The sequence below is a fragment of the Xanthomonas arboricola pv. guizotiae genome, from assembly GCF_002940205.1.
GTDB lineage: Bacteria > Pseudomonadota > Gammaproteobacteria > Xanthomonadales > Xanthomonadaceae > Xanthomonas > Xanthomonas arboricola_C.
Genome location: NZ_MDSK01000011.1, coordinates 1 through 23712 on the forward strand (window position 1 = coordinate 1; position 23712 = coordinate 23712).

Genomic DNA, 23712 nt, shown 5'->3' on the forward strand with positions numbered 1-23712 from the left:
CGTAAGTAAAATCGCTCACCCACAGCGCATTCGGCCGCGTGGCATGGAACTGCCGGTTGACTCGGTCCAGGGGGCACGGCTGCGCCTTGTCGCTTCCCGCACCTCGCGCTCCAGCGACTTCATCTTCTCGCGTTCGGACGTGCTCAGCCCCTCGCGCCGTCCCTGGTCGCGCTCGGCCTGCCGTACCCAGGTGCATAGCGTCTGCGCCGTGCAACCGATCTTCCCGGCAATCGATGCGATCGTCGCCCACTGCCAGGCGTGATCTTTCTGGTGCTCAAACACCATCCGTACCGCTCGCTCTCGGACCTCTGGCGAATACTTCATTGCTTTGCTCATGACTCCATCCTTTTAAGAGTTGGAGCCTCCGGGAATCTCAGGGCGGTTCAGGGTGCGGAATCCGGCGTCAGTGACCAGGATCGGACGCACATCGTCTGGGATCAGTGACCGGAGTTGCTGCAAAAAACGCTTCTCTGCACCGGGCGAGCCCTGTTGTCTCCCGTGAACCACCATGTCCAGTAAGGTGAGCGTGCGCCCACCGACCGGCACGGCGGCGCGCAGCAGGCACCACGATTTGTCCGGCTTCAGATCGCTCCAATCGATCACGATCACCGGCTGCACCCCGCGCAACAGCCAGTGCGCCATGTCCCGCTCGATCACGGATCGCTCGGCATACAAGGTGCGATTGCACAGCAGGCGGTCGCATGCCTTGAGGGGCACGTACCCGCGTCGCGCCGGGCCACGCGCGTGCGATGTCGATCAGCGTCAGCCGGCCTCCGTGCACCAGCGCTTCAACCGCGCGCAGCAAGGTGCGCTGGCGTAATGCATGCATCCCGGAGAGTGAGTTGGACAGGCACTTCTGCAATACTTCGCTGGCGCGCATGGTCAGCACTTTTCTCTGGCTTAGTCACCTTGAAGCGTGCCCCATGCGCGCACCTTCTTCCACATCCTGGCGCACCAAGTGCTTGATCTCGGCGAAAAAAATGTGGGGATACCCCAGCTTCTAGATGCTTTTGCCTCGATGCTAGCTCATGGATCTCCAAATTATCCGCTTGAGTCGTCTGATGTGGTGACTGATGCGGCTTTCATGGAAAGTGAAAATCACCGTCAATGGCAGAGTGCTCGCCCCCAAGGTAGAGAGGGTGATCGATTCGTTACGTTGATTTAACGAATTTTCTAGTTATGCCCGAATTTATTATTGATTGAGAAATCATTAAGGTTAATTAAAATGAAATATGGGGTCGTGGTAATATTGCTGTTTGGATTTATGGTTTCGCCGCAGTTGTTTGCTGGCGAAGAGGATGATGCGCTATTCAAGTCTTGTCCTGGCTTGTCTGCATGGGCGGCCAAGCATCCGCGCGGGGGAAAAGATATGGATAGTAGCGGTGACTCACGAAAGAAATCGGTTTTAAGCAAAGCGAGCGCCGAGTTGTCGCGACGTGTTGATAACGATCAGCGTGTACGAGCTCCCTTGCTAGGCGGTCAGATACCCAGCCCGGAACAAATTCGAAAGCTTTCTGAAGTGGATGCTGACAACCTGAAGTGGCTCAAGGATACATTTGCGCGCTACGGCTTTCCAACTGCCGAGAGCGTTGGCCAGCAGGGCGTTCAGGATTTTTGGCTGCTGGTGCAGCACGCTGACAGTGATCCTGCTTTTCAACAAACTGTTCTCGATATGCTAATAAAAAGTTCATCTACCAATGGTGTAAGAAAAGCTGACGTGGCAATACTTTTAGATCGCGTTCATTTGGCCCAGGGTAAGCATCAGCGCTATGGCACGCAGTTTGTACGGAACGAAGATGGTGAGCTGGTGCTGCAGGAGCCCGTCGAGGATCTCGCCAGCATAGATGCCCGGCGTGCCCAGATGGATCTCATGCCGCTCGGTATTTATCAATGCGTACTACGGGCGACCTACGAAGGCAATCTTCCGGTGGATCAGTAGACTATCAGTGTTCCTTGGCATTCGATATCGAGAGAGAACGGTTATCTTTTCTTATGGTGCTGTCTGCCACTGTAATTTACGCCTAATCAATCGGCGAGCTAGGTGTTCAGGCCCGGCATTAGATGGATCGGATCCACGTTGAACCGCTCGGTTCGGATGTCCACTGTTTGCAGATGAATTCGTACGGTGTCAGACCCTTTAGAGTTTTGAGCCTGCGACCTGTTGCAGTTGTGCGTGATCCTCGTAATGGAACCATTTGACAGTGGCTTCTCTGATCGTCCGATTCATCTGCTCGACCTGTCCGTTGGTCCAGGGATGCTTGACCTTGGTTAACCGGTGTTCGATGCCGTGCTCCTCGCGGACGCGCGTGAAGATTTGCGCAAAGGCATATCGGTCCGAACTACGGTTGGTGAACTGGATGCCGTTATCCGTCAGAACCGTATGCAGGCTGTAGGGCACCGCCTGGATTACATTGCGCAGGAACTGCGCTGCCACCATCTTGTTAGCCGAGGCATGCAGTTCGGTGAGCGCGAACTTGGATGTCTTGTCGATGGCCACGAACAGATAGAGCTTGCTCTCGGTCGTGTGCACCTCTGAAATGTCGATATGGAAGTGGCCGATCGGATAGCTTTTGAACCGCTTCTTGGCGGTTTTGTCGCAATTGCTGTCGGGTAAGCGCGAGATGTGATGGCGCTGCAGACAGCGTTGCAACGAGGAGCGCGTCAGATGCGGGATGCTCCGCTGCAGTGCGTAGAGACAATCGTCTAGCGGGAACAAGGAGTGCTTGCAGAAAGCAACGATCGCCGCCTCATCCTCGATGGACAACACGGTGGAACACGGCCGCGTCGGCCCGGTTGGCAGATCATCAACCGAACTGCGCTTCTTTCACTTCGCCACCGTCTTTTGATTGATGCCGTAGCGCTTGGAAAGTGCTCTTAGGCTCTCCTGACTATGTTGTATTGCTCGACGAATCGCCTCTGTCGTGGTGGCGTTCCCGGGCAAAACCTGGCCCATCCTGCTTCCTTCCATCCGAGGCAAAATAATGCACCATTAAAACCTGGGATCAAACATCTCCCCCCTAACAAATACTCCGTGTTTCTGCCGACACGTTCATCCCTTCCTGCTACCATGCGCGGCCCTGAGGTGACTGCCGGCTGGCCGGTGGTTTAAACGGGAATCCGGTGCGCGGGTCGCCTTGGCGAACTGCAATTCCGGAGCTGCCCCCGCAACGGTGGGCGAGGTCAGATGCCGCAACACGCCACTGTGCAGTCGCATGGGAAGGCGCGGCATCGGAGGCGCAGGTCTCCACTCGCGAGCCCGGAGACCGGCCCGAGGGATTGAACCGGCACGCGGTGGGCGTGGCCTTGATCGTCTGGTGCTGCCGCGTTGGACGTCTGGCCCGTTGCTGTCTGCCGCCCCCATTGCCCCGCGCGGGTAGGCGCGGTTCCAGGAGCAGCAGTCGATGTCCGTTTCTTCCGTTTTGCCGCCTCGTGCGGTGCTGGCCGTGGGGTTGTCGCTGTGCCTGGCCACCCTGGCCCACGCCGAGGCCGCCATCGATCTCGACCAGGTCGTGGTCACCGCCTCGCGTACCGCGCAGACCCAGGACCACACGCTGGCGCCGGTCACCGTGATCGACCGCGCGCAGATCGAGCGTCGCCAGGTGAATTCGCTGCAGGACCTGCTGCGTGGCGAAGCCGGGGTGGCGCTGGCCAACAACGGCGGCCCGGGCAAGCCGACTTCGCTGTTCCTGCGCGGCACCGAGTCCGACCAGGTGGTGGTGCTGATCGATGGCGTGCGCATCGGCTCGGCCACCTCGGGCGGGGCGGCGTTGCAGGATCTGCCGATCGAGCAGATCGAGCGCATCGAAATCGTGCGTGGCCCGTTCTCCAGCCTGTACGGTTCCGAGGCGCTGGGCGGGGTGATCCAGATCTTTACCCGGCGCCCGCAAGGCCGCTTCGTGCCCACCTTCAGCGCGGCGGCCGGCAGCGACAACGCGCGCCGCTATAGCGCGGGCCTGGCCGGGCGCAGTGCAGGCGATCTGAGCGAAAGCGGCGGCTGGTATTCGGCCAACGCGGTGCATGACGAAACCGATGGCATCAACGCGTATCTGGACACCAGCTCCAGCGACTACGACCCGGATCGCGATGGCTACCGCAACGATTCGCTGAGCATGCAGGGCGGCTGGCGCTTCAATCGCCAGTGGGACGCCGACGTGCATGCCTTGCGCGCGCAAAGCCGCAACGAATACGACGGCTCGGCCTTCGGCGGCAACCTGTCCAAGGGCGTGCAGCAGGCGGTCGGTGGCCGTGTGCGTTACGCGCCTACCGATGCGGTCAAGCTCACCGCCAGCGTCGGCAGCAGTTCCGACTTCAGCGATGCGTATTACGACGGTGCCTATCTGTCCACCTATGACACCCGCCGCAAGCAGGGCGCATTGCAGGCCGATATCGCTGCCGGCGCGGGCCTGCTCACGGTCGGCTTCGACTGGCAGCGCGACGCCATCGCCAGCAGCGACGATTACGATGCCGACAGCCGCATCGACCGCGCCGCATTCGCGCAGTGGCAGCAGAGCTTCGGTGCGCAGTCCGTGCAGGCCAGCCTGCGTCGCAACGACAACAGCCAGTTCGGCGGCAAGACCACCGGCAGCCTGCTGTGGGGCTGGGATGTTGCAGAGCATCTGCGCCTGAGCGCCAGCTACGGCACCGCGTTCAAGGCGCCCACCTTCAACGAGTTGTATTACCCCGATTTCGGCAATCCGTTGCTGGGGCCGGAAACCTCCAAGAGCGCCGAGCTCGGCCTGCGCGGCAGCTACGACCGGGGCACCTGGACGCTGAGCGCGTTCCAGACCCGCATCGACGATCTGATCGCCTACGACGCGTCGTTGGTGGATGCGGCGCATCCGTTCGGGCAGCCGAACAATATCGATCGGGCGCGCGTCCGCGGCGTGGAAGCCGGCTACGACACCGAGCTGGCCGGCTGGACCGTGCGCAGCGCCTTGACCTGGCTGCAGCCGCAGGCCGATGGCGAGGTCGACAACGGCAACTGGTTGCCGCGGCGCGCGCGGCAGAGCGGGCGCATCGATGCGGACCGCAGCGTCGGTGCATTCGGCGTCGGCGCGAGCCTGTTCGGGTCCGGCAAGCGCTTCGACGATCTGGCCAACACCGAGCGCCTGGCCGGTTACGGCTTGCTGGATCTGCGCGTGAGCTATGCCGTGAGCGCGGACTGGAAGGTGTCGCTCACCGCCAACAACGTATTCGATCGCCACTACGAAACCGCACGCTGGTATGCGCAGCCGGGGCGCAATTATCTGCTGACACTGCGCTATCAGGCCGCGCAATAAGCGAAGCTGTCGCGCCGGGGCTCACTGGGGGGTGAAGCGCGCAACCGGGTGGGGCAGGGCGTCGTGCCGCTGGGCGAACTCACGCCTCGATTTGTCGACGGGGCCGGCCGGCTGCCCCAGGCATTGGCGCTACAGTGCGAGCGTGTGCTGCTGCTGGTGGTGGGTTTGCCGATGGTTCTGACGGGAGAGGCGGTGTGACAAGCGATTGGATCCGTGGTGCCTGTGCAGTGCCGGACGCGCGCGTGCGCGCCGCTGCGCTGGCGCGGCAGGAACAACTGACCAAGCCGCACGGCGCGCTGGGCCGGCTGGAACAGCTGGCGGTGCAGCTGGCGGCCTGGCAGCGCAACGCGCACCCCACCGTGCAGCGGGTCTGGATCGCGGTGTATGCCGCCGACCATGGCGTCGCCGCCGAGGGCGTGTCTGCGTTTCCGCAGGTGGTCACCGGCGAGATGGTGCGCAATTTCGCCCGCGGTGGCGCCGCCATTGCGGTGCTGGCGCGCGAGCTCGGTGCGCGCCTGGAAGTGGTCAATCTGGGCGTGGTCAACGACCCGGGCGAGTTGCCGCGGGTGCGGCGTGCCTGGATCGCGCCGGCCAGCGCCAACATCTGCGAGCAGCCGGCGATGAGCTCCACCCAGTTGCGCGACGCGCTTGCCGCGGGCGCCGACAGCGTTGCCCAGGCAAAGAGTTGCGATACGCAGCTGTTTGTCGGCGGCGAAATGGGCATCGGCAACACCACCTCGGCCGCGGCGCTGGGCTGCGCGCTGCTGTCGCAGTTTCCGCAGGCGATGGCCGGCGCCGGCACCGGGCTGGATGCCGAGGGCATCGCCCACAAGGCCACCGTGATCACCCGCGCGCTGGCCCTGCATGCCGATGCTGCGACTCCGTTGGAGCGGCTACGCCGGCTGGGTGGTTTCGAGATCGCCGCCCTGGTCGGTGCCTACATCGCCGCTGCGCAGGCCGGGATTCCGGTGCTGGTGGATGGCTTCATCAGCACTGCTGCGGCGCTGGTCGCCACCCATCTCAATGGCGGCGTGCGCGAATGGCTGTTGTTCGGGCATCGCTCGCAGGAGCGCGGCCACGCCGCCTTGCTGCGCGCCCTGGATGCCGAGCCGTTGCTGCAGCTGGAGCTGCGCCTGGGCGAGGCCAGCGGCGCAGCGGTGGCGATTCCGCTGCTGCGTCACGCCTGCGCCTTGCACAACGGCATGGCCACCTTTGCCGAAGCCGGCGTGTCCGACGCATGAGTACGCAGATCACCCCGCTGCGGCACGGCGACACCGGCCAGCGCAGCGACCGTAGTCAGCTCGACGAACCGCTCGCTTAACTGGCTGGCAGCAACTGCACGCGGCCACCGTCGATGGCGCACGGGACGCGGTGGTGGCCTCGACGCTGTAACACCTGCGGCTGTTTCGCCACCGGGTTGTATGCAGCCGAACGCGCCAGCGACATTGCGCAAGATCGGGACCGCAGGCCTGGCCGATCTGCGCGATGCTGGGGCTGTCCAACAGGAACCACCCATGCCAGCAGCCGCTTCGGTCGTCTTCAATCGCCAGTGCAGCGTCAAGCGCGTCGTCGCCCATCTGCAGGCCAGCATCCGCGCCGGCGAATATTCGAATGCGGCATGGTCTTCGACGCCGCACGGTCGCCGCCGGCGCCGCTGCAACTGCGTCAGCTCGACGGCGGCGCGCACGCAGTGCTGCGTCATGTGGGCTCTTATGCAGGTATCGAAGACGCGCTCGACTGCTTGTTCGCGCAATGGCTGCCCGACAGCGGTTACGTACTGCGCGATGCGCCGCTGCACTATCTCTACCTGGACGATCCCGAAGCGGTGGCAGAGGCAGAGCTGCGTGCCGACATCCGCGTGCCGGTCCGGCCTGCAACGCACGCCGATGCCGCCGCCTGAGCCGCCACCGGCAGGAACACCATCTGCGGCGGCGGATGCATCAGGAACTGCTGGTGCGAGATATTCCACGCATACGCGCCGGCCAGCGGGAAGGCCAGGCAGTCGCCTGGCGCCAGCGCCGCGATAGGTTGGTTGCGTGCCAGCACGTCCTTGGGCGTGCACAGCTGCCCGACCAGGGTGACCGGGGTGTGGCGCAGCACCGGCGCATGCCTGCCACGCAACACACGGAACGGGTGATCGTGGCCCTGCGCGGCCGGGGTGCGGAAGTGGTGGGTGCCGCCGCGGGCGATCGCAAACCACGCGCCGTGGCTGCGCTTGAGGTCCAGCACCTCCATCAGATACCAGCCGCAGCCGGCGCTGACATAGCGCCCGGGTTCCAGCCGCAGCCGTAGCGCCTGGCCGTGTTCGCGTAGCAAGGCAGGCAAGCCGGCGCAGAACCCGGCCCAGTCGAACGACGATTCCGGCGCCAGATAATCCACACCGAAGCCGCCGCCTGCATTCACCCGCACCGGGCCGAGTCCGTAGCGCTGCCGCCACTGCTGCACGGTGCGCAGGTAGACGGCGATCAGATGCAGCTGCGCGCCGGCATCGCGCTGATGCGACATCAGATGGAAGTGGAAGCCTTCCAGCCGCAGCGAAGGGCTGGCCCGCAGCCGCTGGATCGCCGCATCCAGATCGTCCGGGTCCAGGCCGAACGGCGAGGGCTGCCCGCCCATCATCAGGCGCGTGCTCTGCGCGCCGGGCACGGCGATGTTCATGCGCAGGAACACCGGCACGCAGCGGCCGGCCTGCGCCGCGATCGCGGCCAGGCGTTCCAGTTCGCCCAGGCTTTCCACATGCACGCTGCAGTCGGGCAGCGCGGCGGCCTGGGCCAGTTCGCCATCGAGCTTGCCAGGGCCGCCGAACAACAACGCGGCCTGGGGTTGTTGCCGATGCAGCCAGGCCAGTTCGCCGCCGGAGGCCGCCTCGAAGCCCTCCACGTGCGGGGCGAGCGTGTGCAGGATCGGCGGCTCCGCATTGGCTTTTGCCGCGTAGAACAGCTCGCAGTCGGCCGGCAGTTGCGCGCGCATCCAGGCCGCATGCGCATCCAGTGCGGCCAGGTCGTAGACGTAGGCGCACAGCGGGCCATCGCTCTGGTCGCGGATGCCGGGCAATGCCTGCATCACTGCGTCACTATCGATGCGCAGGCTCATGCCGCCACCCGCCGTGCCGCTGCGATGCGTGGAATCGGATTGGGCAGCGCGGTGTAATCGGATTGGCGATCGGCGCGTTGCCACAGCCGCGTGCCCAGGTTGTTCTTGCCGGGCAGCGGCGCGCCGTCGAGCAGGCCCTGTAGCGCGGCTTGCGTGCCATGGCGCTGTTGCCAGCGTGCGGCCAGCTCGCCCACGCACTGCCATAGGCGCGCCTCCAGCGCGGCATCGCCTTCGGTGAGATGGAAGATCGCCTCGGCCAGATTGTTGACCAGCGCGCAATACGCCACCCGATTCCAGCCCTGTTCCGGTGTGTAGTACAGCGATTGCCGGGCGCGTTCGCCCACGCCCTGCAAGCGCGTGGCGGGCCAGTGATGTGCGAGCAGCTTGGTGCCTTCCAGGTCGCGGATCCATACCCGCGTCGGCCAGCCATCGGCAAACCCGATCACGGTGTTCTGCAGGTGCGGTTCCAGCGCGATGCCGTGCTGGAACAACGCACTCCATACCCCGTCCAGCAGCAAGCCGGCATAGGCGCGGAACCACAGCAGCGTGGCGGTGTGGCGATCCATCTGCGCGCCGCCCAGTGCCTGCAGCCTGGACGCACACACGCTGTTGCCCTGCGCATCGCAGGTGAACAACGCGGCGGCCACCTGCGGCTGCCAACGCGCGCGTTGCGCGGCGGGCAGGGTCTGCCGGTACAGGATGCCGAAGCTCTCCGACAGGCCACGTGCCGCCAACGGGTCGGCGTCGTGCAGGGCGGGATCGACCTGGGCGACCTCCAGCGAGGTGGCCGCCGGCTCCAGCATCACATCGAAGCCCGGCACCTGCACGGCCAGCGCACGCCAGCTCGGTGCCAGTAGCTCGGTGAGCGCGACCGCACTTTCCAGTTCGTACCAGGCGTTCTTGCGCACGCAGTTGGTCAAGCGCACATGCACCGAGCACTTGAGGAAATAATCCAGTTCCGGGTGATACAGCGTGCGCACCGACGAGGTGGGCCGCAGTGCCTCGCCCAGCATGCCGACCGGCTCGATCAGCCCGCGTGCCTGCAGGGTGCGCAGCAGCGGGTCGTCGAGCAGGCGCTGCGCTTCCCATGGATGACAGGGGTATAGCGCGTCGCTGCCGGAGAGCTGCCGCAGGCTGGCACGCACATCGCGGCCCTGCATGCGCAGCAGCCGTGGGTCGATGCGGAACCAGAACAGCTGGAACGCGGCGCGCGCTTCCGGCGCGCAGGCCAGCACCTGCGCCAGGTCGACGCCTTCGCGGCTCTTGGGCGTGGGATGCAGGGCATGTCCCCACAGCATCGATTGTTCGGCGTCGATCATCGCCTCGCCGGTCGCGGCGCTGCCCTGTGCCTGGCGCAGCAGTGCGGCAGTGATCGCCACGCTGTTGGCGCTTTGCGCGAGCAGTTCCGGGTTGACCGCCTGCGTGCTGCCCAGTGCCTGCAGCAGGCAACGCGCCAAGGCATGTGCGTCCAAGCTCTGCCACGGTTGGCCGGTGCTCTTGAGAAACGGCGTGGAGGCAAAGCGGCAACGGCCCAGGCGATCGGCATAGGCGATTCGCACGCACAGCGCGCCGGTATCGCCCAGCGCGATCCGCAGCCAGCGCTGCTCGGCCACGCGCGGGCCGGGGCGATCCAGCCCGCGGTAATCGAAGTCCACTGCGCGTTGCGGAATCGCGAACTCGCGCAGGTAGCAGTTCAACCAGCAACTGCAGGCCTGCGCGTCGGCCATGCTGTCGTACCAGGGGTCATGCATCGTGTGCGGCGACATCGGCGGATCTCCTCGAAGGGAAGCGCACCAGAACGGTGAGCGCAGCGGCCGCCGCAGCCAGCGCGGCAGCCAGGAAGGGGGTGGCAGGGCCGGCCGCCTGGGCCAGCGCGCCGGCAGCGGCACCGGCGAACACGCCGGCCCATTTGCCGCAGGCATCGAAGCGGCCGAACAGGCGCCCGGCGCCATGCCCGCTGGCGACCAGCGCCAGGCTGCGGTTGAGCCCCCGCAGGCCGAACAACATGCCGAACCCGAACAGCAGCCGTGCCGCTGCCAAAGCGACAGCGTCGTGCAGCAGCGCCTGCCACAGGCAGGCCAGCGCGAACAGCGCCAGGCCGGGCACCAGCCAGGCCTCGCCATCGCCGCGCCGCCACCACGGCAGCACTACCAGATAGACCAGGTGCGGCAGGCTGTAGAGCAGGCCGGCCAGCGCGTCGTGGCCGGCGCCGCGCGCCAGCGCATAGGGGATGAAATAGGGGAAGGTCACCACCATCGCGAAGCAGAACAGGAACTGCGCGATCAGCAACGCAGGCCACCGTGCGCTGGACGGCGCTGACGCCGATGGCGCCGACGCAACCGCGTGCCCGGAGGGCGCGGACTGCGCAGTGGACGCGGTCGGCCGCGGCGCAGGCAGGTCGGCCGGCAGCCGCCAGGTCAGTGCGAATGCCAGCAGCGGCAGCAGCGCAAGCGCGCGATACAGCGACTGCGCCGGGCCAAGCGTCACGGCCAGGCCCAGCAACGCAGGCGCGCTGACCATCGCCAGGCGTGCCGAGTACTGCGTCCAGTCGAGCGCGCGCGCCAGCGGGCCGGCCTGCGGCTGGCTGGCCAGGTACGCATTGGCCGCCGCCAGCGAGCCGCCGCAGGTGCCTTGCACGATCAGGCCGATCACCAGCCAGCTCAGCGACGGCGCGAAGCCGGCGATCGCAAAGCCCAGCGCCAGCCCCAGTTGCGCACGCAGCAACGAGCGCTTGCGTCCATAGCGGTCGGCCAGGCGCCCCCAGGTGCCGGCCGTCAACGCGGTGCACAGCGTCGGCAACACGTACAGCACGCCGCTCCAGCCAACCGCCGCAGACGGTGCCAGTTCGGCCAGCACCCGCGGCAGAAACAGCGGCATGCCCAGTGCGGTGAAGGCGGCCAGGTAATGCGCGGCCAGCACCGGGCCCAGGATGCGCTTCATCGCTGGGCACCCGCCTGCCGACGCGGCCGCTGCTGCGCGCCAGCGAAGGCGTCGCCGAAGGGATTGGGCGCGCTATCGCCGTAGAACTTGTTGATGTCGCTCGCACCGGTGAGTTGCTTGCTGAGCAGGCTGCCGGCGCTGAGCAGGTACTTCACCGGCAGCCGCGGTGCGGCCAGCAGGCAGCGCGCAGGACTGGTATCGATGCCGTCGACGTCCAGCTGCGCCAGCGTCAAGGCGAACTGCGTCTGCAACTGCGTGTACAGCGGCGTGCGCAGCGCCGGCTGCCATTCGGCCAGGCCTTCCAGCACCGCCTGCAGATCCAGCTGCAGCACGATGGTGCAGAACATCTGCGCCAGGGCTTGCGGCTGGTCCACCGCGATGCGCGCATCGTGCAGCGGGCCCAACGCGTCCAGATCCGGCAGCTGCGCGCGCAACTGCGGCATCGCGATGCGCGCGGCGTCGTTGTCCTTCATCAGCAGCCGCGTCGCCTGGCCATCGGCGTAGACCAGCACGCTGTTCTGCTGATTGGCTTCCAGCGCGATGCCGTAGCGCAACCACAGGCGCAGATGCACCGCCAGCATCAGCTCGGTGTACGCGCGCCACCAGCCGAGCACATCGCCCTGCGCAAAGCGCTCGGCCAGATGGATCGCCATCGGCCGGCCATCGGGCAAGCGCGCGCACAGCGCGGCCACCGGCACCAGCGTGGTGGCGTCCAGCGGTGGGTAACGCCGCAGCAGATAGGCCAGATGACGGGTCTGTCCCGCGTGGCCGCCATGCGATTCGTCCACGAACACGCAGCGGCCGCGCAGGGCCGGATCCAGCGCATCGATGCGCCGCAGTGCGCGCTCCAGCCAATGGCCGTCGTACAGCGTGGAGGGCTTGATCAGGCGCAGATTGAGCGCGCCCAGCGTGCGCATCGGAATCGGCAGCTTGAGATGCAGCTGCGGATGCTGCAGCGGCACCAGCGTGCGGACCGACAGGGTGGGGCGCACCTCCAGCCAGGCCTGCGGCGCGCGCAGTGTGCCTGGCGGCAGTGCAAACCCGTCCTGCTCCAGCCGCGCCCACACCAGCGGATGCACCGGCCAGGCGACATGCGTGTCGGCCAGCGCGGGCGGCAGGCCCAGCGTGGCGAAATCCGGCCACAGTTCGGTTGGCGGCGCGCTGGTGCAGCTGACCTGCGCACGCGGAACCGCCAGCCAGCGCAGCGCGAAGGTGGGCGCGAATTCCGGTGCGTAATCGCGCAGTTCCGAGGCATCCAGCCCGGCCTTGGCACGTGCGGTGGGATAGAACGGATGATCGCGATAGCTGGCCAGTTGATCGCAGCGGTATGCACGCTCGGCCGCATCTGCATGCTGCAAGGCATTGAGCAGCGCAGGTGCCTGCGCGTCGTAGGCCTGGCGCGCCAGGCCCAGGTGGGCGGCAGCGCACTCGGCTTCTTCGGCGTAGGCGCGATGCAGCTGTTGCGTCTCGCTGTCCAGCTGCGCGCTCATGCGTTGCAGCCAGGCCTGCGCACCGCGTTCGACATGCGCGCCATCGGCGCCCTGCACGATCCAGCTGTCGCCGCAGGCACCGATGTCCTGCAGATAGCCCTGCCGATGGATCGGCAACCACAGCGTGCCGTCTGGCAAATGCGCGATGCGCCACCAGCCCTCCACCGGGCTGGGGTCGGTCCATGCCGCCAGCACGCCTGCCTCGGGTATTGCGGCGCTGCCGCGGGTGGCGATGCCGCGCAGGTCCTCGCGCAGGCAGGCATCGATGATGCGGGTGGCGATATAGCGTTGGTCGGCGGCACTGCTCATGCGCGCAGCTCCGCGCCATCGATCCGCCACTGCAGCCCCGCTTCGGCATGCACCACCGCCTGTTGCAGCGCCTGTGCATCGCTGGCCACTGCGCTCAGCACACCCAGGTAATCCTTGTTGGAATGGCTCAGGCGGATGCGCTCGCCGGGCGCGCGCATGCGCCGGTAGTGCACGTCGCTGTGCGCATCGTGGTGGCGGCGATCTTCGCTGGCGGTCACCAGCTCGCCGTCCTGCGCGGCGACGTAGTAACGCAACAAGGCATGGGCGCGATCGCAGCGCAGTTGCGGCAGCGGCAGGCCCAGATGCGGCGCCAGCGCGGCGGTGAACCATTGCCTGCCGAACATGTCGTCGAGCAGGAACTCGCGGCGGTCGCCGATGCTGCGGTAGTTGATCTCCACCAGCACCGGGCCGTCGCTGGTGAGGATGAATTCGCTATGGCACAGCCCGAAGCCGACCCCGAAGCTGCGCAGCTGTTGCAGCGCCTGCGCAATCACCGGCGTGTCCACGCGGGCATCCCACTGCGCCTCGCATTCCACGAAGTGCGGCGGCGGCGACAAGCGCACCCTGAAGCCGCCCAGCGCCTGCAACGTATGGCCATCGCCCAGCGTTTCCAGCGTAAACAGCGCCCCTTCCAGCATGCCTTCCAGCAGCACGGTGCGCTGCGGATGGCGCTGCCACACATCGTCTAGATAGGCCTGCAACTGCGCGGCATCCGCACAATGGCGCACGTCCAGGCTGGCCACGCCCTCGCGCGGTTTGGCCACCACCGGCCATGGAATGTCTGCAGGTAACGCAGCGCCCGGCGCCAGCGTGCAGAACCACGGCGATGGCAGCCCACGCGCCCGCAGGCGCTGACGCATCGCCGCCTTGTTCTTGGCCGCGTAGCAGACCTGCCAGTCCTTGCCGGGCAGGCCAAGACCCGCTGCGACCAGCGCGGTGCTGGTCTGTAGATGATCGCTGTTGCTGAACACCGCGCGCGGCGATACATCGGCGTCGTGCAGTACATCCAGCACGCCGAGCGGATTGAACACATCGCATTCGATCACCCGTTGCGGCGCATGCGCCGGATGCTCGCGGAAATGGCTGAGGTGATCGAGTCGGTGGTCGGTCAGCAGCCACACCGGCAGGCCGAGCTCGTGCGCGGCCGGAACAAAACCTTCGGTGATGGCCGGATGGCAGACATGGGTGAGGATCACCAACGGTGCAGCGGATGTCGCAGTCATGGCAGCTCTCGTTCAACAGGACGGTGGAAAAACCGGTACTGAAACGGGCTGCCTGGCGCCGCAGGGGCGTTGGGTGGCCTGCGATACGGTGATCGCATGCCGCATGCTGCGGCAGGGAGACGTGCGTCATGCACGCCGTGTTGTCTGCGGCGCCCGCCAGCGCGGGCGCCGTTGCCGTCAGCCGACCGACGCCCCTGTACGTCGGTCGCTACGGCAGGTGCCGGGTCGAAGGCCTAAAACGTGTACTCCAGCCCGGCGGTGACGGTGCGCGACGGCGCGGCCTGGCGGCCCCACGGGCTGGTATCCACACCGCGGAACCAGTACTGCCGATCGAACAGGTTGTTGATCGCCAGCGACGCGCTGAATTTTTGTCCATCGCGTTCGAGCAGCGTATGGCTCACCTGCGTGTTCCACACCCAGTACGACGGCAACTCGCCGACCGAGGCGATCGCGTTTTCCTGCACGGTATTCGCCGCATCGCTGTAGGCCTTGCTGAAGTAGTAGCTCGACAGTGCGACAGTGGTGTGACCGCGCGTGTAGTTGCCGCCCAGGGTGATCTGGTTGCGCGAGGTATAGGGCACGCGCGGCCCGCGGAATGCACCCGATTCCTGGCTGGCATCCAGATACGCATAACCGGCGTTGAGGGTGAGTGCGCGCAGATTTTCCGGACTCCATTGCAGTTCCAGCTCGCCGCCTTGATGGCGGGTCTTGCCGAGGTTGCGGAACACGCGCGTGGTGTTGTCCAGCTGGATCTGCTGATCGAAATCGATCAGGTACGCACCGAGCTGGATGCGGGTGCGGTCGTTGGGCTGGTAGCGCGTGCCGGCTTCGTAGTTCCATGCCAGTTCGGCATCCAGGTTGTTGCCGAAGATGATCTGGGTGACCTGCGGCGCACGCAGCGAGCGCTGCCCGTCCGCATAGAAGAACCAGTGTGCGTTGGCCTGGAAGCCCACCGTCAACCCCGGCAATACATCGCGGGTCTGGTTGCGCGTGCGCAGGCCGGTGGCGCGATTGAAATAGCGCGAATCCAGCCGCTCGTAGCGCAGGCCCGGGGTGATGGTCAGGCGTTCGTCGGGCAGGGTGATCGCATTGCTGACGTAGGCGGCCAGGGCGCGGTCTTTGAACTGCCAGTCACGCACGCTGGTGAACAGGCCATCGCGCAGGCGCAGATTGCCGACCAAGAAATCGATGTCCTCGTGCACCGCGCGCACGCCGGCGGTCCACTGCTGACGCACGCCACCGGCATCGCCCATGCTCCAGCTCAGGCGCGGCTCGCTGCCGACCACGCGGAAGTCGCGCGGTGCGGTCTGGCGCAGTTGCGGCGGCAGGTCCGAACGCCAGGTCTCGGTGGCGGCCTGGCGCATGCCGACGATGAAATTGCGGCTGCTGCGTGCGCTGAAGTTGGTCCAGGACAACCGAACATCTTTCAACGGGCCCCAGTCTCCGAACAATTGCTCATACCCCAACGAAGCGCGCGTGGTACGCCCATTGAAGCTGTCCAGCGGGCGGGTGGACTGGCGCGGGTCGCGCCGGTAATCGTCCGGGCTGAGCGCGCCGGCCAGATCCATGTCGACCAGATAGCGCTGTACGCTGGCCTTGAGCAACTTGGTGTCGTCCAGCCACCACTCGGCACGCACGCGCAGATTGCTGATGTCGGTGTCGCTATGCGCGCGCCAGTACTCGCCATAGGTGCGGTTGGCATCCACCTGCATGCCGAAATTGTCGGTGAGATACCCGCCGCTGCTGAGCGCGCTGTCGTGCAGGAACTGACCCTGGCCGCCGGCGGTGACCTTGTGCGCGAGCGTGGTGCTCCACTGGCTGGGGATTTCCTTGCTGACCAGATTGATCACCCCGCCGACGTTGTTCGGCCCGTACTGCACCGCCGCGCCACCGCGCACGATGTCGATGCGGTCGATCTGGTTCAGCCCCACCGGAAACAACGACAGGCTGGTCTGCCCGTACGGCGCCAGTGCCAGCGGAATGCCGTCTTCCAGCACCTGCACGCGGCCGCTGCGGCTTTCGTACAGGCCGCGCAGCATCAGCTGCGGCAACGCGCCGGTGCCGGTCTCGTCGAAGATCTTGATGCCGGGCACGCGCTGCAGGGCATCGTCCAGCGAGCGGTTGCCGCCATTGCGCAGTTGCTCGCGGTCGATCACCTGGCGGCTGCCGGCATAGCGCTGCACGTCGTCGGGCCTGGAACGCCCGAGCAGGCTGCCTTGCACCTGGATCGTGTCCAGCGCACGGATCGGCGTCTGCGCAGCGGTGGCCGCCGCATCCGGCGACTCGGTGGCGAACGCCAACGGCGGCAGCGCCCAGGTGGCCGCAGCGATGGCGATGGTCAGGGCGTGGAAACGGAACGTCGACATCTACGGCGTGCTCCTGCAGGCGGGTGGTGGAGTGGGTGCGGCGAAGCTGGTCAGGTGGCCACGCAGTGCGCGTTGCATCAGCGCGCGGTCTTCGCCGGCCAGCAGCCAGCGCAGGTCCGGCTGTTGCAGCCAGTGCGCGCGTTGCGCGTCGGTGCGCGGATTGGGGCAGAACGGCACGTCGGCGGCAACGCAGTGCGCATGCAGTTGCAGCAGCAGCTCCCACACCTGTGGATGGGTCGGTTGTGGGCCCAGGCCCAGATCCAGCGCAAGATCCAGCGCGCCTTCCATCACCAGCGCCACGCCGGGCAGCGCCAGCAACTCGGGCACTGCCGCAATGCCGGCGGCACTTTCGATCATCGGCACGATGCGGATATCGCGATTGGCCTGCGCGATGTAGGTGGGCAGGTCGACATTGCCGAAGCCGGTGACGCGCCCACCGGTGATGCCGCGCCGCCCCAGTGGCGGAAACCGTGCCGCGGCGATGGCATCGGCCAGTTGCGCGGCCGCTTCGGCGCGTGGGATCACAATCCCGCGCGCGCCGGCATCCAGCACCCGGCCGATCAGTTTTGCGTCCACCTCCGGCACGCGCACCCAGGCCTCGCAGCCGGACAGCTCGCAGGCACGGATGGCGTGTTCCAGTTCGTCCGGCGCGCGCAGCACATGTTCCAGGTCGAGCACCACGAAGCCGTAGCCGATGCGGCCCAGCAGTTCGCAGAGCTGCACGCTTGGCAATGCATTGAGGATGCCGACTGCAACCGCCATGGAAGAGGCCGCCAGGGGAACGGGCGCTCATCCTGCGCTTGATGGGAATGATTATCAAGTGGATTTGGTGGGCAGTTTTCGGTGCCCTGGTCGCAGTTTGATCAATGCGTGATGGCGAGCCGTTCCGCACTGAACCACCTGCGGGCAACAAAAAACCCCGCAGGCGCTGCCGGCGGGTTTTTCGTTCTTGCAGCGCTGCGTTACTCCGCCTTGGGTTACGACGCCGGTACGCGCAATGCCCGATACGGCGGGGTGGACATCACCATCTCGGCCAGCGAATAGGCCAGCTCGCGTTCGGCCAGCACCGCGCCGTCGGCGCCGTGTTCGAGCAGGTGCTTGACCTCGGTGTCGCTGTGCGCGCGCGCCAGCAGCGTCAGCGAGGGGTTGATCGCGCGCAGCTTGGCCAGCGCCTCGCCGGCTTCCAGCGGCTGCGGGATCGCCAGGATCGCGATCTTGGCATGCTCCGGGCGGGCTTCGGCCAGCACGCGGTCGGCCGCCGCACTGCCGCGGATGCCGGGAATGCCGGCCGCATGCGCCTTGGCCACGTGATCGCTGTTGTCGTCGATCACCAGCACCGGCACGCCGCGGCCACGCAGCAGCTGCGCCAGCGCGCTGCCGACGCGGCCATAGCCGATCACGATGGCATGGCCGTCCAGCGGCAGCGGCGGGCCGGGCGGCAGTTCCGGCTCCACCGCGGCCGGGGCGTCCTGCGCTTGCCTGGCCTGCCAGCGGTCCAGCCACGAGAACAGGAACGGGTTGGCGATGATCGACAGCAGCGCACCGGCCAGGATCAGGTCGCGCCCGGTTTCCGGCAGGATCGCCAGCTGCACGCCCAGCCCGGCCAGGATGAAGGAGAACTCGCCGATCTGCGCCAGGCTGGTGGAAATGGTCAGCGCGGTGCCGGTGGGGTGGCCGAACGCACGCACGATCACGAATGCGGCCAGCGACTTGCCCAGGGTCACGGTCAGGAACGTGGCCAGCACCTGCCACGGATGCTCGACCAGGATCATCGGGTCGAACAGCATGCCCACCGAGACGAAGAACAGCACCGCGAACGCATCGCGCAACGGCAGCGAATCGCTGGCGGCCTTGTGGCTGAGCTCGGATTCCTTCAGCAACATGCCGGCGAAGAACGCGCCCAGCGCGAACGACACCCCGAACAGCGTGGCCGACAGGAACGCCACGCCCAGCGCGATGCCGAGCACGGCCAGGGTGAACAGCTCGCGCGAGCCGGTGGCGGCGACCTTTTCCAGCGACCACGGAATCACCCGCCGCCCGACCACCAGCATCACCGCCACGAACGCCACCATCTTGAACAGCGTCAGGCCCAGCGCGGCCAGCAGCGAGGTGGACTCGCCGGCATGCGCCGCGGCCGGCGCGGCGGTGCCCAGCACCTCGGCCAGGGCCGGCAACATCACCAGCGCGATCACCATCACCAGGTCTTCGACGATCAGCCAGCCCACCGCGATGCGGCCACGCTGGGTTTCCAGCAGGCGGCGTTCTTCCAGTGCGCGCAGCAGCACCACGGTACTGGCCACCGACAGCGCCAGACCGAACACCAGCCCATGCATCAACGGCCAGCCCATGCTCCAGGCCAGCGCCCAGCCGAGCAGCGTGGCGACCACGATCTGCGCCAACGCGCCCGGAATCGCGATCCATTTCACTTCCATCAGGTCGTCGAGCGAGAAGTGCAGGCCCACGCCGAACATCAGCAGCATCACGCCCAGCTCGGACAACTGGTTGGCCATGGTCTGGTCGGCCACGAAGCCGGGCGTGAACGGCCCGACGCAGACGCCGGCCAGCAGATAGCCGACCAGCGGCGAGAGTTTCACTTTCTGTGCGAGCGTGCCCAGCACGAAAGCGACCGCGAGGCCGACGGCGATGATGTCGATGAGGCTGGTGTCGTGATGCATTCCAATCCGTTGTGAGAGTGTCCGAGAGAGCGTCGCGGGCGCGACCAGCCAACGGCACTGCGCCGGGCGTCGCCTGCGGGCATTGCGTGGTCATGGCTGGAGTCCGGCGCGGGGGAACCGGGACCGCGTTGCTGGTCCGGTTGGCCGGACGCCCATAGTACACAGCGCTTGATTAACGCGATGCGACACGCAGCGCATGCACGCAGGCGGACGGATGCGTCGGACGCCGCGCGCAAACCGCGATGGCGCGCTCGTGCGAGCTGCGATGCACCGTGCAAGTCCGGCACGCCGATTCAACATTGACGACACCGCTTCGCGCTTGCGCAAGGCCGCGGCGCGGTGCCGGCCGACAATCCGGTCTCCCAGTGGAGCGCCTGCGTCGTTCGGCAGGCCCACGCATGCATCGCCCCCGTTGCGGGCGATGCCACACGAGCCAGGCCATGCATCTCAGCGATTTGGCAACACCCCAGTTCCGGCACGACCCCTATCCGACCTACGCACGCCTGCGCGAGGAAGGCCCGCTGGTGCAGGTGGCGGAGGGGCGGCTGATGTCCGGCCGCTACGCGGTGGTCGATCGCCTGCTCGGCGACCGCCGGGTCGGCCGCGACTATCTGCACAGCATTCGCCTGCGCTACGGCGAGGCGGCGGTGCACCTGCCGCTGTTTCAGGGCATAAGCCGCATGTTCCTGCTGCTCAACCCGCCGCTGCACACCCAGTTGCGCGGACTGATGACACAGGCCTTCGGTGCGCGGCAGATGGAATCCATGCGTGAGATAGCCAGCGATACCGCCGCGGGGTTGATCGACGCCTTTCAGGCAGACGGCCACTGCGATCTGCTGACCGCGTTCGCGTTCCCGCTGCCGATCGCCATCATCTGCCGCATGCTGGATATCGATGCGGCCGATGTCACCGCGTTGAGTCACGCGACCAGCGCACTGGCAAAAGTCTTCGATCCGATGATGACGGCGGAAGAGCTGCAGGCCACCAGCGTTGCGTACGACCAGCTGGCGAGGTATTTCCACGGCGTGATCGCGCAACGTCGCAGCGCTGGCGGCGAGGATCTGATCGCGCGTTTCATCCAGGCCGAGGACAACGGCCGCCGCCTGAGCGATGAGGAGATCGTCTCCAACGTGATCCTGCTGTTCTTTGCCGGCCACGAAACCACCTCCAACATGATCTGCAATGCGTTGGTCGCGCTGCATCGGCATCCGCAGCAATGGCGCCTGCTGCAGGAAACCCCGAGCCTGCTGCCCAATGCAGTGCTCGAATGCATGCGCTACGACAGCTCGGTGCAGATCGCCACGCGCACCGCGTTGCAGGATGTCGAGATCGAGGGCGTGGCGGTTCCCCAGGGCGCCATGCTGTATCTGATGCTGGGCGCGGCCAATCACGACACGCTGCAGTTCACCGACCCGCAGCTGCTGGATATCCGCCGCCAGCAGGGCCGCGCGCTGTCGTTCGGTGGCGGCATCCACCACTGCCTGGGCAACCGGCTGGCGCTGATCGAAATGGAAGCCGCGCTGGCCTGCCTGCTGGCGCGGCTGCCGGCGCTTCGGCTGGAGCAGCTGGACACGCTGAGCTGGAACGATCGCGCCAACCTGCGCGGTGTGGACGCGCTGCTCGCCTCCTGGTGAGTTGCGGCCAGGCGGCGCAGCGCCGGACCGGCACGCAGTGTTGCAGCAGTCGTAGCGCTGGCAATCACTGCGGCAGATGACGCACGGCCGCTGCACGCGAATCGAAGCCCACAACGACAAACACCGCCGATCACTCGGCGGTGTTTACGTTGACGCAGCCGCGGATCGTCAGGTCCGCTCGAGCCCGCCGGTCAGAACCGGTAGGTGACCCGCCCGTACCAGTAGCGGCCGTTGAAGCCGAACGGCGACAGCGACGAATACTGCAGGCCGCCGGCGCGGTCGTCGTAGCCGGTGGTCAGCTGCGCCTTGGTCGGATACTGATTGGTGAGGTTGTCCGCGCCCACGGTGAAGGTGAACGCGTTCCAGGTCTGGCTGGCAGCCAGGTTCAACAACCAGCGCGCGTCGTAGGTCTGGTCCTGGCTGCCATCGGCCGGGTCGCTGATGCGCTTGATCGACCCATAGCGGGTGGCGTTGAAGTTCAGCGCAAATCCGCCAATCGACCAGTCGGCCGCCGCCATGTACTTGGTGCGCGGGGTGGCGTCGGTGAGCAGGCCCTGGCTGGCGCGCCCGAAGTTGGGGTTGGATAGTTCCAGGATCGTGGTCTTGTTGTAGTTGGCGCTGGCACTGAGATTGAGCTTGCCGTAGCTGCCCAGGTCGGCGAGATAGCTGTTGATCCAGTCCACGCCACGGGTGCGGCTGGTGGCGCCGTTGACGAAGAACTGCACCGCGGCCACCTGGCCGATCGGCTGCGCCAGCTGCAGCTGGTCCGAATACAGGATCTGGTCCCAGATGCGGATCTGGTACACGTCCAGGCTGGAGGTGAAGTCGGCGGTCGGCTGCCACACGGCGCCCAGGCCATAGTTGGTGGATTTCTCCGGGCTCAGCGGGCCGGCGCCCAGCGCCACCGCGACCGGGTCGGAGGTGCGGTAGGTACCGACCTGCACCAGCTCGCCGTTCTGGATCAGCGTCACCACCGAGGCGTAGTTCTGCTGGGCCAGCGACGGTGCGCGGAAGCCGTTGGAGATGGTGCCGCGCAGCGAGAAGGTGTCGCTGAAGGCGTAGCGCGCCGACAGCTTGCCCGAACGCGTGGAGCCGGCGTCGCTGTAGTTTTCATAACGCCCGGCGATACCGCCGGACAGCTTGTCGGTGATGTCCGCTTCCAGGTTGGCGTAGACCGCATTGCTGTGGCGTCCGAACTTGCCGGCCACCGTCGGCTCCAGGCCGGAGAACACCTGTGCACCGCCCGGATACGGCGCGCCGTCGTCGGGATTGATGGTGTTGGGATCGAAGAAGTACGACTCCGGCGAGCCGGCGGTGATCTGGTAGCGGTCCTGGCGATGCTCGGCACCGAAGGCCACATTGACCGGATACGCCAGGCCCCAGTCGAAGGACTTGTTGACGTCCAGGTTGATGGTGCCCTGTTCGGTTTCGAAGCCACCGGAGTTGAAATTGGTCGGCGAGCTGCCGGTGGTCCAGTACAGGTTGGTGTTGATGCTGTTGAGGATGTTGAAGTTCATGTCGTTCTTGCCGTAGGTGGCCGACACGTCCCAGTTCCATTCGCTCTCGGTGCTGCCTTTCAAACCCAGCACGGCCGAGCGGTCGTTGGTGGGGTTGTAGATCTGCGGCAGGAAGCCGTTCGGATAGATCGCCTGCACATTGCGCGCGGTGTTGTCGGCGGCGCGGTAGTAGCCGTTGGAGGTGACCTCGCGACGGCTCATGCTGAGGTGGCCGTACAGTTCCAGGTTCGGTGAGAACGCGTAGCCGAATGCGGCCAGTCCCTGATAGAACCTGGAGGCCGGGTCGCCGTGGCGCTGGTAGGGCACACCGCCCGGATTGGGCGTGCCCGGCACGGTGGTGGCGCGGTTGGTGTTCTCGCCGCGGTTGGTGCTCATGGTGTTCTGGTAGTTCCAGGACAGCCGCACCCAGCCCGGCGGGGTGTCGCCGCCGCTGCCGCCGAACGGCAGGCCGACCGAGCCGTCGATGCCGTTCTGCTCGCCATCGCCCTTGTCCATGATGCCGCCATTGACCGACACGCTGTTGCTGCCGGCATCGGCGCCATGCTTGAGCACGATATTGACCACGCCGGCGATCGCATCGGAGCCGTATTGGGCCGAGGCGCCGTCGCGCAGCACTTCGATGCGCGCGATCGCCGACATCGGCAGCGAGTTCAGGTCGGCCGGCGCCGAGCCGCGGCCGACGTACGGGTTGTAGTTGATCAGCGAGGAGGTGTGATAGCGCTTGCCGTCGACCAGCACCAGCACCGCATCCGGCGACAGGCCGCGCAGCGTGGCCGGGCGCGCGGCATCGTTGCCATCGGAGATCGCCGGGCGCGGGAAGTTCAGCGACGGCAGCAGCTTGCCCAGCGCGGTGGCGATGTCGGTGGCGCCGGTGGCCTGCAGCGACTGCTCGGTGATGATGTCGATCGGCGATTCGGATTCGGCCACCGTGCGGTCGCTGACGCGCGTACCGGTGACGATCAGGGTGTCCAGGGTTTTCTGCGGCTGGGCAGGCTGCGATTGCGCACTGGCAGCGAACGTGCAGACGGTGAGTGCGACCGAGATCGCAAGCGAGAGTGCGTTGGAGGTGTGCATGGGAATGGAGACTCAAAGGGAATGGTGGACGCAGCGCTGCGCTGCGCGTATTGCCGGGGGAAGACAACGGCGGACTGCGTGACCCGTGTTGCCTGCGCGCAGCGTGTGTGCG

General features: G+C 66.5%; 14 protein-coding genes, 4 pseudogenes and 1 riboswitch. Of the genes and pseudogenes, 6 read left to right on the top strand and 12 right to left on the bottom strand.

Going from position 1 to position 23712, the window contains the following annotated elements:
- Nucleotides 1-93: 93 nt before the first annotated feature.
- Nucleotides 94-336 (bottom strand): annotated as a pseudogene (locus XarbCFBP7408_RS08550) (transposase); the annotation flags it as partial.
- A gap of 51 nt (nt 337-387) precedes the next feature.
- Nucleotides 388-880: pseudogene (locus XarbCFBP7408_RS08555) on the bottom strand (IS4 family transposase); the annotation flags it as partial.
- Between the two features lie 315 nt (nt 881-1195).
- Between XarbCFBP7408_RS08555 and XarbCFBP7408_RS23100 the strand changes: the two are divergent.
- Complete coding sequence (locus tag XarbCFBP7408_RS23100; protein ID WP_258072071.1) at nt 1196-1939, top strand: DUF6624 domain-containing protein; 744 nt, start codon at nt 1196-1198, stop codon at nt 1937-1939.
- A gap of 98 nt (nt 1940-2037) precedes the next feature.
- On the opposite strand, the pseudogene XarbCFBP7408_RS08570 reads toward XarbCFBP7408_RS23100, so the two are convergent.
- A pseudogene (locus tag XarbCFBP7408_RS08570) lies at nt 2038-2953 on the bottom strand (DDE-type integrase/transposase/recombinase).
- Between the two features lie 110 nt (nt 2954-3063).
- Nucleotides 3064-3286, top strand: a riboswitch (cobalamin riboswitch).
- 115 nt (nt 3287-3401) lie between these two features.
- Here XarbCFBP7408_RS08570 and btuB point away from each other — a divergent pair.
- The 4 genes and pseudogenes from btuB to XarbCFBP7408_RS23105 all read left to right on the top strand — a co-directional run bounded on the left by btuB (nt 3402) and on the right by XarbCFBP7408_RS23105 (nt 7179).
- Nucleotides 3402-5279, top strand: a complete 1878-nt coding sequence (gene btuB, locus XarbCFBP7408_RS08575; RefSeq protein ID WP_104562602.1) for a TonB-dependent vitamin B12 receptor — start codon at nt 3402-3404, stop codon at nt 5277-5279.
- A 42-nt stretch (nt 5280-5321) separates the two neighbouring features.
- Nucleotides 5322-5477 (top strand): annotated as a pseudogene (locus XarbCFBP7408_RS08580) (bifunctional adenosylcobinamide kinase/adenosylcobinamide-phosphate guanylyltransferase); the annotation flags it as partial.
- Nucleotides 5474-6520 carry a nicotinate-nucleotide--dimethylbenzimidazole phosphoribosyltransferase gene (gene cobT / locus XarbCFBP7408_RS08585; protein ID WP_104562604.1) on the top strand — a complete coding sequence of 349 codons (1047 nt, stop codon included), beginning with the start codon at nt 5474-5476 and terminating at the stop codon, nt 6518-6520. The pseudogene XarbCFBP7408_RS08580 and the gene cobT, both read left to right, overlap by 4 nt.
- A gap of 377 nt (nt 6521-6897) precedes the next feature.
- A complete protein-coding gene (locus XarbCFBP7408_RS23105; RefSeq protein ID WP_258072072.1) occupies nt 6898-7179 on the top strand; it encodes an AraC family transcriptional regulator in 282 nt (93 codons plus the stop codon).
- Here XarbCFBP7408_RS23105 and XarbCFBP7408_RS08600 read toward each other — a convergent pair.
- From XarbCFBP7408_RS08600 to ybaL, 8 genes are all read right to left on the bottom strand, one after another.
- A complete protein-coding gene (locus tag XarbCFBP7408_RS08600; RefSeq protein ID WP_104562606.1) occupies nt 7083-8372 on the bottom strand; it encodes a type III PLP-dependent enzyme in 1290 nt (429 codons plus the stop codon). The genes XarbCFBP7408_RS23105 and XarbCFBP7408_RS08600 overlap by 97 nt on opposite strands.
- The gene (locus tag XarbCFBP7408_RS08605; RefSeq protein WP_104562607.1) at nt 8369-10138 is read right to left on the bottom strand and encodes an IucA/IucC family protein; all 1770 of its coding nucleotides are present in this window, start codon (nt 10136-10138) and stop codon (nt 8369-8371) included. Before XarbCFBP7408_RS08605 ends, XarbCFBP7408_RS08600 begins: the two co-directional genes overlap by 4 nt.
- Nucleotides 10116-11312 carry an MFS transporter gene (locus XarbCFBP7408_RS08610; RefSeq protein WP_104562608.1) on the bottom strand — a complete coding sequence of 399 codons (1197 nt, stop codon included), beginning with the start codon at nt 11310-11312 and terminating at the stop codon, nt 10116-10118. Before XarbCFBP7408_RS08610 ends, XarbCFBP7408_RS08605 begins: the two co-directional genes overlap by 23 nt.
- Entirely contained in the window at nt 11309-13111 is a 1803-nt protein-coding gene (locus tag XarbCFBP7408_RS08615) for an IucA/IucC family protein (protein WP_104562609.1), read from the bottom strand. Before XarbCFBP7408_RS08615 ends, XarbCFBP7408_RS08610 begins: the two co-directional genes overlap by 4 nt.
- Nucleotides 13108-14334, bottom strand: coding sequence for a siderophore biosynthesis protein PvsA (locus XarbCFBP7408_RS08620; RefSeq protein WP_104562610.1), 1227 nt, complete (start codon nt 14332-14334; stop codon nt 13108-13110). Before XarbCFBP7408_RS08620 ends, XarbCFBP7408_RS08615 begins: the two co-directional genes overlap by 4 nt.
- Nucleotides 14335-14567: 233 nt before the next feature.
- Nucleotides 14568-16700 carry a TonB-dependent receptor family protein gene (locus tag XarbCFBP7408_RS08625; protein ID WP_104562611.1) on the bottom strand — a complete coding sequence of 711 codons (2133 nt, stop codon included), beginning with the start codon at nt 16698-16700 and terminating at the stop codon, nt 14568-14570.
- Entirely contained in the window at nt 16701-17462 is a 762-nt protein-coding gene (locus XarbCFBP7408_RS08630; protein WP_104562612.1) for an HpcH/HpaI aldolase family protein, read from the bottom strand.
- Between the two features lie 215 nt (nt 17463-17677).
- Nucleotides 17678-19375, bottom strand: coding sequence for a YbaL family putative K(+) efflux transporter (gene ybaL / locus XarbCFBP7408_RS08635; protein WP_104562613.1), 1698 nt, complete (start codon nt 19373-19375; stop codon nt 17678-17680).
- Between the two features lie 440 nt (nt 19376-19815).
- Between ybaL and XarbCFBP7408_RS08645 the strand changes: the two genes are divergently transcribed.
- Nucleotides 19816-21009 carry a cytochrome P450 gene (locus XarbCFBP7408_RS08645; RefSeq protein WP_104562614.1) on the top strand — a complete coding sequence of 398 codons (1194 nt, stop codon included), beginning with the start codon at nt 19816-19818 and terminating at the stop codon, nt 21007-21009.
- Between the two features lie 191 nt (nt 21010-21200).
- Here XarbCFBP7408_RS08645 and XarbCFBP7408_RS08650 read toward each other — a convergent pair whose 3' ends face one another.
- Nucleotides 21201-23600: a TonB-dependent receptor plug domain-containing protein gene (locus XarbCFBP7408_RS08650; RefSeq protein WP_104562615.1), complete on the bottom strand. Its 2400-nt coding sequence runs from the start codon at nt 23598-23600 to the stop codon at nt 21201-21203.
- Nucleotides 23601-23712: the final 112 nt, after the last annotated feature.

What these genes read in the sequence shown, in the direction of transcription:
- XarbCFBP7408_RS08600 (WP_104562606.1), bottom strand. Translation starts at nt 8,372, where the DNA reads ATGAGCCTGCGCATCGATAGTGACGCAGTGATGCAGGCATTGCCCGGC.
- XarbCFBP7408_RS08615 (WP_104562609.1), bottom strand. Translation starts at nt 13,111, where the DNA reads ATGAGCAGTGCCGCCGACCAACGCTATATCGCCACCCGCATCATCGAT.
- ybaL (WP_104562613.1), bottom strand. Translation starts at nt 19,375, where the DNA reads ATGCATCACGACACCAGCCTCATCGACATCATCGCCGTCGGCCTCGCG.
- XarbCFBP7408_RS23105 (WP_258072072.1), top strand. Translation starts at nt 6,898, where the DNA reads ATGGTCTTCGACGCCGCACGGTCGCCGCCGGCGCCGCTGCAACTGCGT.
- XarbCFBP7408_RS08650 (WP_104562615.1), bottom strand. Translation starts at nt 23,600, where the DNA reads ATGCACACCTCCAACGCACTCTCGCTTGCGATCTCGGTCGCACTCACC.
- XarbCFBP7408_RS08605 (WP_104562607.1), bottom strand. Translation starts at nt 10,138, where the DNA reads ATGTCGCCGCACACGATGCATGACCCCTGGTACGACAGCATGGCCGAC.
- XarbCFBP7408_RS08645 (WP_104562614.1), top strand. Translation starts at nt 19,816, where the DNA reads ATGCATCTCAGCGATTTGGCAACACCCCAGTTCCGGCACGACCCCTAT.
- XarbCFBP7408_RS08625 (WP_104562611.1), bottom strand. Translation starts at nt 16,700, where the DNA reads ATGTCGACGTTCCGTTTCCACGCCCTGACCATCGCCATCGCTGCGGCC.
- btuB (WP_104562602.1), top strand. Translation starts at nt 3,402, where the DNA reads ATGTCCGTTTCTTCCGTTTTGCCGCCTCGTGCGGTGCTGGCCGTGGGG.
- XarbCFBP7408_RS08620 (WP_104562610.1), bottom strand. Translation starts at nt 14,334, where the DNA reads ATGACTGCGACATCCGCTGCACCGTTGGTGATCCTCACCCATGTCTGC.
- XarbCFBP7408_RS08610 (WP_104562608.1), bottom strand. Translation starts at nt 11,312, where the DNA reads ATGAAGCGCATCCTGGGCCCGGTGCTGGCCGCGCATTACCTGGCCGCC.
- XarbCFBP7408_RS08630 (WP_104562612.1), bottom strand. Translation starts at nt 17,462, where the DNA reads ATGGCGGTTGCAGTCGGCATCCTCAATGCATTGCCAAGCGTGCAGCTC.